This window comes from Dryocola clanedunensis, assembly GCF_038405435.1.
Classification (GTDB): Bacteria; Pseudomonadota; Gammaproteobacteria; order Enterobacterales; family Enterobacteriaceae; genus Dryocola; species Dryocola clanedunensis_A.
In genome coordinates this window covers 91059-104561 of the sequence record NZ_JBBYHZ010000008.1, presented here as the reverse complement: position 1 = coordinate 104561, position 13503 = coordinate 91059, and the positions used below count along the sequence as shown (strand labels likewise).

The 13503-nt window shown below is 54.2% G+C and carries 14 protein-coding genes; 4 read left to right on the top strand and 10 right to left on the bottom strand.

Going from position 1 to position 13503, the window contains the following annotated elements:
- Positions 1–8 precede the first annotated feature (8 nt).
- Entirely contained in the window at positions 9–398 is a 390-nt protein-coding gene (gene mutT, locus AAE045_RS16935) for an 8-oxo-dGTP diphosphatase MutT (RefSeq protein ID WP_455548724.1), read from the top strand.
- A 140-nt stretch (positions 399–538) separates the two neighbouring features.
- On the opposite strand, the gene yacG is transcribed toward mutT, so the two are convergent.
- Genes yacG through coaE form a run of 3 tightly spaced genes read right to left on the bottom strand, consistent with a single transcriptional unit; the run spans position 539 to position 2109 of the window.
- Positions 539–736 carry a DNA gyrase inhibitor YacG gene (gene yacG, locus AAE045_RS16930; protein ID WP_455548723.1) on the bottom strand — a complete coding sequence of 66 codons (198 nt, stop codon included), beginning with the start codon at positions 734–736 and terminating at the stop codon, positions 539–541.
- A 9-nt stretch (positions 737–745) separates the two neighbouring features.
- Positions 746–1489 (bottom strand): cell division protein ZapD, encoded by a 744-nt coding sequence (zapD, locus tag AAE045_RS16925; protein ID WP_455548722.1) that lies wholly within the window; start codon positions 1487–1489, stop codon positions 746–748.
- Positions 1489–2109, bottom strand: coding sequence for a dephospho-CoA kinase (coaE, locus tag AAE045_RS16920; RefSeq protein WP_455548721.1), 621 nt, complete (start codon positions 2107–2109; stop codon positions 1489–1491). The genes zapD and coaE overlap by 1 nt, the downstream gene beginning before the upstream one ends.
- Positions 2110–2382: 273 nt before the next feature.
- On the opposite strand from coaE, the gene AAE045_RS16915 reads away from it, so the two are divergent.
- Positions 2383–3426 carry a guanosine monophosphate reductase gene (locus AAE045_RS16915; protein WP_455426944.1) on the top strand — a complete coding sequence of 348 codons (1044 nt, stop codon included), beginning with the start codon at positions 2383–2385 and terminating at the stop codon, positions 3424–3426.
- Positions 3427–3456: 30 nt separating this feature from the next.
- Here the strand turns inward: AAE045_RS16915 and hofC are convergent, their stop codons facing one another.
- From hofC to nadC, 4 genes are all read right to left on the bottom strand, one after another.
- Positions 3457–4662 (bottom strand): protein transport protein HofC, encoded by a 1206-nt coding sequence (gene hofC, locus AAE045_RS16910; protein ID WP_455548720.1) that lies wholly within the window; start codon positions 4660–4662, stop codon positions 3457–3459.
- On the bottom strand, positions 4655–6040 hold the full coding sequence (gene gspE, locus AAE045_RS16905; RefSeq protein ID WP_455548719.1) for a type II secretion system protein GspE: 1386 nt from the start codon (positions 6038–6040) through the stop codon (positions 4655–4657). Before gspE ends, hofC begins: the two co-directional genes overlap by 8 nt.
- Positions 6041–6042: 2 nt before the next feature.
- Entirely contained in the window at positions 6043–6498 is a 456-nt protein-coding gene (ppdD, locus tag AAE045_RS16900; protein ID WP_455548718.1) for a prepilin peptidase-dependent pilin, read from the bottom strand.
- A 188-nt stretch (positions 6499–6686) separates the two neighbouring features.
- On the bottom strand, positions 6687–7577 hold the full coding sequence (nadC, locus tag AAE045_RS16895) for a carboxylating nicotinate-nucleotide diphosphorylase (protein ID WP_455548717.1): 891 nt from the start codon (positions 7575–7577) through the stop codon (positions 6687–6689).
- 81 nt (positions 7578–7658) lie between these two features.
- On the opposite strand from nadC, the gene ampD reads away from it, so the two are divergent.
- Together ampD and ampE are read left to right on the top strand one after the other, a co-directional pair.
- Positions 7659–8222: a 1,6-anhydro-N-acetylmuramyl-L-alanine amidase AmpD gene (ampD, locus tag AAE045_RS16890; RefSeq protein ID WP_455548716.1), complete on the top strand. Its 564-nt coding sequence runs from the start codon at positions 7659–7661 to the stop codon at positions 8220–8222.
- Positions 8219–9073 (top strand): beta-lactamase regulator AmpE, encoded by an 855-nt coding sequence (gene ampE, locus AAE045_RS16885; protein WP_455548715.1) that lies wholly within the window; start codon positions 8219–8221, stop codon positions 9071–9073. The genes ampD and ampE overlap by 4 nt, the downstream gene beginning before the upstream one ends.
- On the opposite strand, the gene AAE045_RS16880 is transcribed toward ampE, so the two are convergent.
- From AAE045_RS16880 to aroP, 3 genes are all read right to left on the bottom strand, one after another.
- Positions 9070–10044 (bottom strand): glycoside hydrolase family 43 protein, encoded by a 975-nt coding sequence (locus AAE045_RS16880; protein WP_455548714.1) that lies wholly within the window; start codon positions 10042–10044, stop codon positions 9070–9072. The genes ampE and AAE045_RS16880 overlap by 4 nt on opposite strands.
- Complete coding sequence (locus AAE045_RS16875; protein WP_455548713.1) at positions 10044–11450, bottom strand: glycoside-pentoside-hexuronide (GPH):cation symporter; 1407 nt, start codon at positions 11448–11450, stop codon at positions 10044–10046. Before AAE045_RS16875 ends, AAE045_RS16880 begins: the two co-directional genes overlap by 1 nt.
- A 164-nt stretch (positions 11451–11614) precedes the next feature.
- On the bottom strand, positions 11615–12988 hold the full coding sequence (gene aroP, locus AAE045_RS16870; RefSeq protein ID WP_455548712.1) for an aromatic amino acid transporter AroP: 1374 nt from the start codon (positions 12986–12988) through the stop codon (positions 11615–11617).
- Positions 12989–13503 lie beyond the last annotated feature (515 nt).

The window sequence follows — 13503 nt, the reverse complement described above, 5'->3', positions numbered from 1 at the left end:
GAACAAAAATGAAACAGTTGAAAATTGCCGCCGGGATAATTCGCAATCCGCAGGGTGAAGTTTTTATCACGCGACGTCCCGCCGATGTGCATATGGCGAATAAACTGGAATTCCCGGGCGGCAAAATTGAAGCCGATGAAACGCCCGAGCAGGCGCTGGTCAGAGAGCTGGAAGAGGAAATTGGTATCACAGCCACGAGCTTTTCGCGCTATGAAACCATCGTCTGGGAAAAAGATGGGCTGCATATCACGCTTTGGTTCTTTATGGTGGACGGCTGGCAGGGCGAGCCCTGGGGCAGAGAAGGACAGCAGGGGCAATGGATTGCGGTGAATGAACTGGTCGCCAGCGAATTCCCTCCCGCCAACGAACCCGTCGTTAAAAAACTTCAGCAGCCTTAAGGCTGCTGAGATTGCTGACAAAGAAGGAGAAAGCGTGGTTTTCCTGCTTTGTGGTTATTAGCCGAAAAGCAATGAATTGAATTTCGTGGTTTATTTCTCTGGTTATACCTCATTGTTTCTCAAACGTTTGAGGTAAGGCATCAGTCATGCTGTTCTTCGCTCCAGCCGTCGCTGTCGGAAAGGTCGCTGCTGCTGGGGATGCGTTTTTCTTCTGCAGCCCATTCGCCTAAATCAATCAGCTGGCAGCGCTTGCTGCAAAATGGACGGTAAGGGCTGGTTTCATTCCAGATCACGGCTCTGCCGCAGCCAGGACAGTTTACAACGGTTTGTTCAGACATTACGCCTCCTTAACAGCACGCCAGATCGAAATCCAGACGCTCGGGAATAGTTCCGTGCTCGCTATCCAGCGGCAGAAAACGGATCGCAAAACGGCTCTTATGGCCTGAGATCTGCGGGTAAACCTGATCCACCAGTTCCATGCGCAGCCGCAGCAGATCGGCGTCATCACCGTTGTCCTGGTAGAAGCCGTTAAGGCTGGTCTGTTTGCGTAGCGGTGCGGAATTACGAATGATATCAAGCAGTAAATCCAGCGAGCTCTTTATCGGTTGCAGGCTGTTACGCCAGAGTTCAATCTGCTCGTCGCGCTGAGCCTGCGGCAGATGCAGCCACAGATGCAGCGTAGGCAGATCGAAGCTGCAGCAGCCGCCGGGGATGCTGAGACGCTGACGAACCAGGGCGATAAGGCGATCTTCACGCAAATACTGCCCGATGCGCGGCGCTGACATTAACACGCTGCCGCGCTCTTTCAGCTGGCCGCGCAAGGAGTCTATAAGCTGCATATCGACGCCCGGCACTTCTGCCCAGTTCAGCAGCTTGCGCTGCTGGCGCTCAAGCTCTTTCAGAATATCGGTACGGATCTCACCCCGCTCGAACACGTCCAGCAGGTCGCCGATATTGCGGAAAAAATGCAGGGCGCTGGCAGAGTCTGTAATGGGCAGTGCAGTTTCGAACTGCTGGATCAGAAATTCAATACGCAGCCAGGTGCGCATTTTTTCATTCAGGGGGTGCTCATAAAGGATCTGAGTGGTCATTATTTTTTGTCCAGTTGTGCGGCCTGACTCGCCAGCTTCAGGTACTGGCGGTGCAAACGGTCAACGTGTACGGCTACCTCATTCGGAGAGCCGTCGTTATTAATCACATCATCGGCAACGGCCAGGCGCTGTTCACGGGTTGCCTGTGCGGCAATGATCTGCTCGGCATGCTGGCGGCTAACCTTATCGCGGCCTGTGGTTCGCGCGATTTGTATTTCTGGTGATACATCTACGACCAGCACGCGATCCGCTTTGTGCTGGAGGTGATTTTCAACCAATAGCGGCACCACCCATAGCGCATAGGGCGAACGGGCGTTGCGGAGTTCTGTTTGGGTACGCTGGTGGATAAGCGGATGTAAAAGGGCATTGAGCCACTGCTTCTCCTGCGCGTTAGCAAAGATTTTCTCGCGCAGCAGTCGGCGATTGAGCGAGCCGTCCGGCAGTAATATTTCGTGACCAAAATGTGCCGAAATTTCACCCAAAGCAGGCTGCCCTGGTTCTACAACCTGACGGGCAATGACGTCAGCGTCTATTACGGCGATACCCAGGTGGGAAAAACTGTTGGCGACGGTCGTTTTTCCGCTGCCTATTCCACCTGTTAATGCCACCGTATAAACCATAAATGCAGGACCTTAAGTCTATGTTTAATCGAAGAGATATAACATTTTCTGACCGGAGTTAGTAAAGCAAAAAAAAACGCATGAATGAAAATTAAGAATCTCCTGTCACCGCTTTGCTCTTTCTCGGGTAAATTTTAACGATTGTAGCGTAAAAAAGACTGTTTTCGCAGTCTTGCGGAGCCATTATTAGTGCGTATGATAGCGTCACTGGAGTTGGCAGTTGTACCGCCGATAACGTTCCCGCGTCCATCGCCATTACCAGGAATCCGCAACATGCGTATTGAAGAAGATTTGAAGTTAGGTTTTAAAGACGTTCTGATTCGCCCGAAACGTTCCACGCTGAAAAGCCGCTCTGATGTAGAGCTTGAGCGCCAGTTTACTTTCAAACATTCCGGTATTGCATGGTCTGGTGTGCCGATTATTGCGGCAAACATGGATACTGTGGGTACCTTCGGCATGGCGCAAGCGCTGGCCTCCTTCGATATCCTCACTGCTGTACACAAGCACTACTCCGTCGAGCAGTGGAGCAGCTTCGTTAAATCTGTCCCCGAAAATATTCTGCGCCACGTGATGGTTTCTACCGGCACGTCTGAAGCCGATTTCAACAAGACGAAACAGATTCTGGCGCTGCATCCGGGCCTGACCTTTATCTGTATCGATGTGGCTAACGGCTACTCTGAACACTTTACTCAGTTCGTCAGCAAAGCGCGTGAAGCATGGCCGGACAAAACCATCTGCGCGGGTAACGTTGTGACAGGTGAGATGTGTGAAGAGCTGATTCTCTCCGGTGCAGACATTGTGAAAGTTGGCATCGGCCCTGGTTCCGTCTGTACGACGCGCGTAAAAACCGGCGTCGGTTATCCTCAGCTGTCTGCTGTCATTGAGTGTGCCGATGCGGCGCACGGCCTTGGCGGACAGATCGTCAGTGACGGTGGTTGTACCGTTCCGGGCGACGTTGCAAAAGCCTTCGGTGGCGGCGCAGATTTCGTGATGCTCGGCGGTATGCTGGCTGGTCATGAAGAGAGCGGCGGTACCGTGGTTGAAGAGAACGGTGAGAAATTCATGCTGTTCTACGGCATGAGCTCTGAGTCCGCGATGACCCGTCACGTTGGTGGCGTTGCGCAGTACCGTGCGGCTGAAGGTAAAACTGTTAAGCTGCCGCTGCGTGGCCCAGTTGAAAACACGGCTCGTGATATTATGGGCGGCCTGCGTTCAGCCTGTACCTATGTTGGCGCATCTCGCCTGAAAGAGCTGACTAAACGCACGACCTTTATCCGCGTTGCGGAGCAGGAAAACCGCGTATTTAACAGCCTGTAAGTTAAGTATGGCGCAGCGCCCGCTGCGCCATTATCCTCCGTTCATTGCATCCCCCAGTTGAAATATCGGCAGATACATGGCGATGACCAGCGTGCCTACGATCAGTCCAATGACTATCATCATGACGGGCTCAAGGGCCGCAGCCAGATTGTCGGCAAGATCCTGCGTCTGACCATGGTGCCAGGCAGCCAGCTTTTCCAGCATTAAATCCAGCGCGCCTGACTCTTCTCCGATGCGTATCATTTGTGCGCACAGGGGCGAAAAGCATCCGGCTGAACTCACTAATTGCCAGAAGGGCATGCCCTGCGCGACCTGGCGACCAATCTGATTCATTACCTTTTGCCAGAAAATCGCGGGAATGGTCTGTTCCACGGCCGCCAGTCCCTGGAGCAGTGGAATACCTGCCTGCTGAGAAAGCGAGAGCGTGGTATAGATTTGGCTGAGCATTTGGCCCCGCCACAAAGGCGCAACCAGAGGGAGCCTGAGCAACAGCTTTTGCTCTTGCTCCTGCCAGTGTGGCTTCTGCTGCCTCAATACCATCCAGGATGCTACCAGCAGTATCAGCCCCGTAAGCCACCATGCACCCTGCGATATCACCCATCCTGAAATCGCCATTACCCCGAGCGTGATGACGGGTAGCGGTGCATTGAACGAACGATATATTGCAGCAAACTCGGGAAGCACAAATCCCATCATGCCCGCCGTAACCGCTATGGCCACAGCCATAATAAAGAGCGGATAGCGCAACGCTTTCTTCACTTTTTTATGCAGTTGATAAAGCTGCTCCTGTTGCTCTGCCAGGCGACGGGTGCATTCATCAAGTTTGCCTGTCAGTTCGCCAATGTGAACCAGCGCGATAAACAGTGGCGGAAATATCCCAGGCCACTGGCGTAGTGAATCCGAGAAAGACATTCCTTGTGAGACTTGCTGACCAATTCGCTGCAGCAGCGCTCGCCACTCGCGGTAAGGATGCTGGTTTGCCATCAGTGTTAACCCATCGGCAAGCGAGATACCCGCCTGGAGAAGCGTAGCAAGCTGCCGAAAGAGCTGGATTTTCTGCTGGATATGCCAGCAACCGCGTCGCGCGCGATCGCTTTTATGTAGGCTAATTAGTTGCAGCCGCTGTTCCAGCAGTTGCATTACCAGCCCGGCCCGATCCTCTGCAAGGGTTGCGCCCTCCTGAAGCTGCCCGTGTTGATCGACGGCTTTCCAGTGCCAGATAACCACTTTAGCCACGGGATACACCCAGCACGCGGTAGACCTCTTCCATCGTTGTCTGCTCCTGCGACACGGCCAGGCAGCCGCTTTCAAACAGGCTGACCATACCCCGCTGGCGGGCGATACTTTCAAGTTCGCTCATTGGCGCTCCGCTGGCAATAGCGGTACGCAGTGCGCTATCTATCGGCAGGATTTCGAACAGGGCGGTACGGCCATAATATCCGCTATAGCAACGCTCGCAGCCTGCGGCATGCAGGTCTGGAAGGGGATCGGGCCAGGTATCCGGCGGCAGAATAGTTTTATGTGTTCCTCTTCTTTTACAGTGGGGACAGAGTTTGCGCACCAGGCGCTGGGCAATCACCAGATTAAGCGCAGAGGCCAGCAGCCAGCGGGCGATACCCATCTGTTCAAGGCGAATCACCGTTTCGATTGTTGAGTTGGTATGCAGCGTTGAGAGAACAAGGTGTCCCGTCTGGGCGGCCTCGATCGCTATTTCTGCCGTTTCGCCATCGCGTATCTCCCCAATCATAATGACATCGGGATCCTGGCGCAGCAGGGCGCGGAGCACGTTCTGAAAATTCAGCCCGGCCTTGATATTGACCTGAGTCTGGTTGAGTCCCGGCAGCGGAATCTCTACCGGATCCTCAACGCTGCAGACGTTGATACCCGTTTGGTTTAACGCATTGAGCGCGCTGTAGAGGGTAATTGTTTTGCCGCTGCCCGTTGGTCCGGTCACCAGGATCATGCCCTGCGGCCAGGCCAGCTCCGACTGGAACAGTTTAGTATCGCGAGACGACATTCCCAGCGCGCAAATATCCAGCGGCTGTTCGGTTTGCTGTAAAAGTCGCAGGACGACCTTTTCCCCATAGCGAACCGGAAGGGTTGAGATACGGAAGGAGGCTTTGCTGCCTCCGATATCCATGTCCATTTGCCCGTCCTGCGGCAGGCGACGTTCAGCAATATCAAGATTACCAAGCACCTTAAGCCTGGCCGTAAAGGCAGCAGAGAGGTGGAGGGGCAGAGCGGGCTGTAACTGCAATACGCCATCTACCCGCAGTCTGATCCTGTAATGCTCTTCCGTGGGCTCAAAATGAATATCAGACGCCCGCAGCGCCATAGCTTTTTGCAGCGTCTCATTCAGTAACGTCACAACCGTCTGGCCGCCTTCCGGAGACGTGGCGGGTTTTGCCCTACCGGCAAGGTGCCTGGCCTTTTCCAGCCGCTCCGTGGGCCAGACTTCAATCTCAATATGCTTGTCGCAGACAAAACGGAGCGCTTCAAACATCTGGGCCGGAGGATTCGGCGCGGCTGCTATCCTCAGGCGAGTCTCCTCTTCGGCCAGCAGCACAGCGTTGAACTTCGAGCATAAAGCGAGGATCTGCGGGCTGGTCTGCATGGTTATTCCCCTGCTGGCGCTGGCTCGTTGTCAAAACGGAAGACTTCTTCGCAGGCCTGTTTTAGCGAGCCGTCGTCCGCCACGGTGCAGGCGCGGGTCCAGCTTTTCACGCCCTCGGCATTTGACCAGACGGGCGTCAGCGTGACGGAAAGGCCGTTGAGGGTTTCCTGTCCGCTCAAAGCGATCACGCCCTGATTAACAGTCATATTGCTGACATAACGCGTGGATTTCACAGCTGGAATGCTGTTGCTGCCTGCATTGCACGGCGTGACGCTTCCCCGGTCGATGGCGCAAAGCTCTACCGCCGTTCGATAGGGGAGGAAGGTTTGCAGCATATCGGTGAGCGCCGCTTTGCGAAGGTAGTTCTGATAGGCAGGTATGCCAATAGCGCTCAGAATGGCAATGATGCCAATGACGACCATCAGTTCGATGAGGGTAAATCCCTGCTGTTTTTGCATATGTCGCTCCTTGTGAAAGAGACGACACTTTGCCAATGGTGATTTCCTCTGGCGATAAGCAAAAGGGACTTCAGGAAGAGGCCTTCCAGCCTTTTTTCACGAGTTGCAGAAGCTGACAGAAACTGTGCGAAGCATTACGCAAAACGAGAGGTTCAGACGGGCCATATGACCCATCTGAAGGAGAAGCGTTAGCGGAAACGCATGGAGAGGTCGAGGGCTCGGACATGCTTGGTGAGCGCGCCAACGGAGATAAAATCAACCCCGGTCAGGGCGAATTCACGAATAGTTTCTTTCGTGACGTTGCCGGAGACTTCCAGCCGGGCTTTACCCGCTGTCAGCGCGACGGCCTGGCGGATTTGCTCAACGTCGAAGTTGTCCAGCATGATGATATCGGCCCCGGCTTTTAAGGCCTGCTCCAGCTCGTCAAGCGACTCGACTTCAACCTCAACCGGCACGTCGGGATGCAGCCAGAACGCTTTTTCTACGGCCTGGCGAATCGAACCCGAAGAGATAATGTGGTTTTCTTTAATCAGGAAGGCGTCCGACAGGCCCAGGCGATGGTTGCTGCCGCCGCCGCAGAGTACGGCGTATTTCTGGGCGGTACGCAGGCCCGGTAGGGTTTTGCGGGTATCCAGCAACTGGGTATTCGTCCCTTCCAGCAGGTCAACGTAGGTGCTGACTTCGCTTGCTACCCCAGACAACGTCTGCACGAAGTTCAGCGCGGTACGTTCGCCGGTAAGCAGCACGCGCGACGGGCCATCGAGTTCGAACAGCGGCTGGTTTGCCGTCACTTTTTGCCCGTCTTTAACGTGCCATTTCACCGTTACGTCGCCGCCGAGCTGGATGAAGACTTCTTCAACCCAGCGCTTGCCGCAGAAGACGCCATCTTCACGGGTAATGACCACCGCATGGGATAAGTGGTCTTCGGGCAGCAGCTGAGCGGTGATGTCTTTGTTCGGGTCAACGTCTCCACCCAGGTCTTCGCGCAGGGCGAGGGAAACGGCCTGTGGGATATCAAGGCTGATACGGTCGAGAAGCTCGTCACGTCGGCGGTCTGGGTTATAACGGCGGGGCGGCATAAAAACTCCGAAATGGCAAAGTTAAGGTCGAAACATGCTACTCTGATGCGACGTCGAGTACCACTCAAAGGAGAACCCCGCATGCAGCTTTTAGACGGCTGGCTGGTGGACGTGAAGCATGTACCTTCCCCCCATTTTGATTGCCGACCGGAGGATGAATCCCCTTCGCTGCTGGTGGTGCATAATATCAGTTTGCCGCCGGGTGAATTTGGTGGTCCATGGATTGACGCGCTGTTTACCGGCACGCTGGATCCTGACGCACATCCCTATTTTGCCGATATCTCACATTTGCGCGTCTCCGCGCATTGCCTGATTCGCCGCGACGGTGAGATTGTGCAGTATGTTCCGTTTGATAAGCGAGCCTGGCATGCGGGAGTCTCAGTTTATCAGGGGCGCGAACGTTGTAATGATTTTTCCATCGGCATAGAGCTGGAAGGAACGGATACCGTCCCCTACACTGACGAGCAATATCAGCAGCTTGCCGCGCTTACCCGTCTGTTAATCGCATCTTACCCCGCTATGGTGGATAACATGACAGGCCACTGTGATATTGCGCCCGTACGAAAAACCGATCCGGGCCCCTCTTTTGACTGGCCGCGTTTTCGCCAGTCGGTGGAAATTAAGGCGAATAAGGAGATGAGATGACGCTGTTTACCCTTTTGCTGGTCATTATCTGGGAACGGTTGTTCAAGATGGGGCAGCACTGGCAGCTGGATCATCGCCTGGAGGTGGTGTTTGGACGCGTGAAGCACTTTTCGCTGTTCCGCACGCTGCTGATGACGGCACTCTGCATGCTGGTTGTTTACCTGTGTATCCGGGGGCTGCAGGGGCTGTTCTTCAACGTGCCGCTGCTGGTGTTCTGGATTGCGCTGGGCGTCCTGTGCATCGGCGCAGGCCCGGTTCGTATGCATTATCATCAGTATCTGAAGGCTGCGGGCCATGACGATCTGCATGCCAGAGACGAGATGGCCGGGGAGCTAACGCTGATTCACGGCATTCCTCCTGAGTGTGACGAACGTGAGTATCTGAAAGAGCTGCAAAACGGCCTGCTGTGGATTAACTTTCGCTATTACCTGGCGCCGCTGTTCTGGTTTGTCGTAGGCGGCGTGTGGGGGCCGGTTACGCTTGCGGGTTATGCGTTTTTGCGCGCCTGGCAAACATGGCTTGCGCGGCACCATACGCCGCACCAGCGTCTGCTTTCGGGCATCGACGCGATACTGCATGTGCTCGACTGGGTGCCGGTACGTCTGGTCGGCGTGGTCTATGCCTTGATTGGCCACGGTGAGAAGGCGCTGCCTGCCTGGTTTGCTTCGCTTGCTGACCGCCATACCCCGCAGTATCAGGTTCTGACGCAGCTTGCGCAGTATTCGCTGGCCCGCGAACCCCATCTGGACAAGGTTAAAACGCCAAAAGCGGCGGTTTCTATGGCTAAGAAAGCGTCGCTTGTGGTGGTTGTAGTCGTGGCTTTGCTGACGATATACGGGACTCTCGTTTAAGAGAGACCGTATGATTTTATTCGGTGGCTATCGGCAGGCGGTACGCCAAATACGGGAATACCGTCATCGCTCCAGCTAATGATTTTCAGACGAGTATGGCGATTCGGATCGTAAAGCGGGTCGCCCTCGATTTCCGTGTAGTTTCTTGCGTGATAAACCAGCACGTCCTCACCGTCTTTCGTTCTGGTAAAACTATTGTGGCCCGGGCCGTACTGCTTGTTTTCGTAGCTGGTGGTGAATACCGGCTGCGGGGATTTGTGCCAGTTTTCCGCTTTTGTGGGGTCCGCCGCCATATCAATCCACAGCAGCCCGATACAATAGTTCTCATCGGTGGCGCTGGCGGAATAGCTCACAAAAAGTTTCTCCCCGTGCGTGATAACCGCTGGCCCTTCGTTAACCAAAAATCCCCGACATTCCCACTCATGCTCTGGCTTACTCAGCATGACAGGCTCGCCTTTTATTGACCACGGCGTGTCCATTTCGGCGAGATAGATATTTGAATTGCCCGGTATGTGCGGGGACTTTTGCGCCCACAAATACCACTGCCTGCCCTGATGGTTAAATGTCGTCGCGTCCAGACAGAAGGTATCGAACTGGGTTTTTACCTGGCCCTTCTCAACCCATCTTCCCGTCAGCGGGTCCGCATCCGCACATTCCAGCGCAAACATGCGGTGCTGGAACATCCCCAGCGAATCGAACGCTTTGGTGTGGGCTGCCGCGAAATAGATGTACCACTTGCCTTCAATAACATGCAGCTCAGGTGCCCAGATGAGCTCGCTCATCGGCCCGCTTTCGTGTTTACGCCATACCACAACCGGGTTTGCCTGCGGCAGGGCTTCCAGCGACGAGGCCCGGCGGATCTCCAGCCGATCGTATTCTGGTACCGAAGCAATAAAATAGTACCAGCCGTCATGGAGCAGAATAAACGGATCGGCCCGCTGTTCGATAAAAGGATTTGCCCAGTTACTCATTACACGTTCCTCAGGTTTTCAGTTGGGTGGAGCTCCGGGCGATCGTTTAGCTCGCGGTAGCTGATGCGGCGTTTTTCCAGATCCAACTGAATTTGTTTCATTAATTCACGATCGACTTTCAGCAGGCGGACCACGCCCGCGGTGATGAGATAGCCCACGCCGGGGATAATAGTAAACAGCATCACGATGCCGTTAAGCGCTTCCGGCCCCTGCTGTTTTAAGCTCGCATCATAACCATACCAGGAGAGCAGGAAGCCAACCATCGCGCCCGCTACGGCCAGGCCGCATTTAAGGAAGAACAGGTTGCCGGAAAAGCTGATCCCGGTGATGCGTTTGCCGGTTTTCCACTCGCCGTAATCGTCTACGTCGGCCATCAGCGACCAGTGAAGCGGGGAAGGGAGCTGATGCAGGATGTTCAGTACGAAATAGGCGACCAGAATCAGCGTCGTGGCATGCGGGTCAAGGAAATAGAAGCCGCAGGAGAAAAGGGTGAGGATGATGTTGGTCCAGAAGAACACTTTGAGCTTGCAGTATTTATCGGTAAGCGGTTTTGCCAGCGCGCTACCAATCATCATGCCGACCACGCCAAGGCTGATAAACATGCTCGCAAATGAAGTGGATTTTTCCATCACCCATGTCACGTAGTACATGGTAGCGGCCATACGAATAAAGCCGGGACACACGTTGCAGAAGGTTAACAGCAGGATCCGCACCCACTGGTCGTTTTTCCACACATCTTTCAGGTCGGCCTTCAAAGCATGTTTCGACGGGATGGCCGGCTTAATACGCTCTTTCACCGTGGCGAAGCAGAACAGGAACATGAAGAGCGCGATGATCGCCATCACGCCCATCGACATTTGATACCCTTTGGCCTTATCCGCGCCGCCAAACCAGTCCGCCATCGGCAGCAGGGTGGAGGAGAGGATCAGGGTCGCAATACCCACCATAAAGAAGCGGTAAGACTGGCAGGCCACGCGCTCATGCGGATCGGCCGTTATTACGCCGCCCAGCGAGCAGTAAGGAATGTTGATGGCGGTATAGGTGAGTGACATAAGGAAATAGGTCACAAAGGCATAGACAACCTTGCTATTGTAGCTCCACTCCGGGGTGGTGAACATCAGCACGCTAAACAGAACATACGGCAGGGAAATCCACAGCAGATAGGGACGAAATCTCCCCCAGCGTGAAGTAGTACGATCGGCGATAGCTCCCATAATCGGGTCGGTTACGGCATCAATCACCCGCACGGATAACAGCAGCACGCCGACCAGCGCCGGGGCCAGCCCAAATACATCAGTATAAAAATAATTAAGAAACAGCATGATGGCACCGCCAATCATGTTGCATCCAGCATCCCCCATCCCGTAGCCGATTTTTTCACGGACAGATAATTTACTGTTTTCCATCGCTACCACTCCAGAACTTGATATGGACAAGATTATTGTGCCGAAGCTTCAGAAATGCGCAGCAGGAAACCGTCAAAGGGATGGACAATCGTGTCATGAGGGGGAAAGTGTGAAGCAGATAACAAAGCGCCCGGGCTGGCCGGGCGCTTTTCACCGCCTGAATATCAGGCTTTTACGGATTTACGGCTCTGCTGAGTTTTAATCCAGTAGCCGACGGCCAGGATCAGTACCCAAACCGGGATCAGCCAGACGGAAATCGCCATCCCCGGCGTAATCGCCATAATCACCAGAATCGCGGCCATGAACAGCAGGCAAACCCAGTTCCCCAACGGATAGAAGAGGGCAGGGAAACGCGTTTTCACACCCTGCTGATCTTTCTTACGGCGGAACTTGATGTGCGCGAGGCTAATCATCGCCCAGTTGATCACCAGCGCGGAAACCACCAGCGCCATCAGCAGGCCGAAGGCTTCGCCCGGCATCAGATAGTTAATCAGCACGCAGAGGGCGGTTGCAATGGCGGAAACCAGAATCGTGGTTACCGGCACGCCGCGGCGGTCAACTTTCAGCAGCGCTTTCGGGGCGTTGCCCTGCTGTGCCAGGCCGAACAGCATGCGGCTGTTGCAGTAGACGCAGCTGTTATACACGGACAGCGCTGCCGTCAGAATGACGATATTCAGCGCGTTGGCGACGAATGAATCGCCCAGCTCATGGAAGATAAGAACAAACGGGCTGGTGTCTGCGGTAACGCGAGTCCACGGCATCAGGGACAGCAGCACGGCCAGCGAGCCCACATAGAAAATCAGGATGCGGTAGATAACCTGGTTAGTGGCTTTTGGAATGCTGACCTCAGGATTGTCCGCTTCAGCGGCGGTAATCCCAACCAGCTCGAGGCCGCCGAAAGAGAACATTATAATGGCCATCATCATGACCAGCCCCGTCATGCCGTGGGGCAGGAACCCACCCTGTTCCCACAAATTGCGTACCGTAGCCTGCGGTCCAGCGGTATCGCTGAACAGCAGCCAGCCGCCGAAGAGAATCATGGCTACAACGGCAACAACCTTGATGATCGCAAACCAGAACTCCATTTCGCCAAATACTTTGACGTTGGTGAGGTTGATGGCGTTGATCAGCACGAAGAAGGCGGCAGCGGAAGCCCAGGTTGGAATTTCAGGCCACCAGAACTGCACGTATTTGCCCACGGCGGTCAGCTCTGCCATGGCTACCAGCACGTAAAGCACCCAGTAGTTCCAGCCGGAGGCAAAACCTGCGAACCCGCCCCAGTATTTGTAGGCAAAATGGCTGAATGAACCGGCAACGGGCTCTTCAACGACCATTTCGCCGAGCTGGCGCATAATTAAAAACGCGATAAATCCTGCGATGGCGTAGCCGAGAATGATCCCCGGACCCGCCGACTGGATGACGGACGCGCTGCCCAGAAACAGGCCTGTGCCGATTGCTCCACCTAGCGCGATGAGCTGAATATGGCGGTTTTTAAGGCCGCGCTTTAGCGTGTCGCCGCCCTGCTGATGACCATCCATCGATAAACCTCGTGATTGTGGTTGTTCTTATACGCTCGTAACGGCGTGTGTAATTTTGTGATTCCGTAAGGTGTAGTCTTTATTTTACGGTTTTTGATTCCAGTATTTTTGATAAAGGGGTACCGCAGCGCCAAGAATAGTGGTAAGCGGCAGCGTTTGCACCTGCTTTCTGTAGCAGTCGTGACCGGTTGGATAAAAAGAGAGCAGTGTGAGAACCGTGCCTTGAAGCGCCTGTCCATTATTCCTGGAATATAAGCGGCATTTTTTGAATTTATATTCATCTTTTTAGCTGTTGAATCGGTTCAGGCTGCAAGAAAACGCAAATATTGTCGTTTACGAAACGTTAAATAGCTTCCCGCCGTGGTAAACACATAATTTGTGCAAAGTTACAGGTTTGAAAAGGCGGTTCTGTAATGTTGTTAAAATGTGTCCGCTTTAATGATTTCAATCAAAACCAGGATGGACAGAAGGTGAATACTTTGTTACTTTAGCGTCACGAATGTGAAATTGGTCAT

Coding starts and splice junctions, on each gene's coding strand:
- mutT (WP_455548724.1), top strand. CDS start 9: ATGAAACAGTTGAAAATTGCCGCCGGGATAATTCGCAATCCGCAGGGT.
- yacG (WP_455548723.1), bottom strand. CDS start 736: ATGTCTGAACAAACCGTTGTAAACTGTCCTGGCTGCGGCAGAGCCGTG.
- zapD (WP_455548722.1), bottom strand. CDS start 1,489: ATGACCACTCAGATCCTTTATGAGCACCCCCTGAATGAAAAAATGCGC.
- coaE (WP_455548721.1), bottom strand. CDS start 2,109: ATGGTTTATACGGTGGCATTAACAGGTGGAATAGGCAGCGGAAAAACG.
- AAE045_RS16915 (WP_455426944.1), top strand. CDS start 2,383: ATGCGTATTGAAGAAGATTTGAAGTTAGGTTTTAAAGACGTTCTGATT.
- gspE (WP_455548719.1), bottom strand. CDS start 6,040: ATGCAGACCAGCCCGCAGATCCTCGCTTTATGCTCGAAGTTCAACGCT.
- ppdD (WP_455548718.1), bottom strand. CDS start 6,498: ATGCAAAAACAGCAGGGATTTACCCTCATCGAACTGATGGTCGTCATT.
- nadC (WP_455548717.1), bottom strand. CDS start 7,577: ATGCCGCCCCGCCGTTATAACCCAGACCGCCGACGTGACGAGCTTCTC.
- ampD (WP_455548716.1), top strand. CDS start 7,659: ATGCAGCTTTTAGACGGCTGGCTGGTGGACGTGAAGCATGTACCTTCC.
- ampE (WP_455548715.1), top strand. CDS start 8,219: ATGACGCTGTTTACCCTTTTGCTGGTCATTATCTGGGAACGGTTGTTC.
- AAE045_RS16880 (WP_455548714.1), bottom strand. CDS start 10,044: ATGAGTAACTGGGCAAATCCTTTTATCGAACAGCGGGCCGATCCGTTT.
- AAE045_RS16875 (WP_455548713.1), bottom strand. CDS start 11,450: ATGGAAAACAGTAAATTATCTGTCCGTGAAAAAATCGGCTACGGGATG.
- aroP (WP_455548712.1), bottom strand. CDS start 12,988: ATGGATGGTCATCAGCAGGGCGGCGACACGCTAAAGCGCGGCCTTAAA.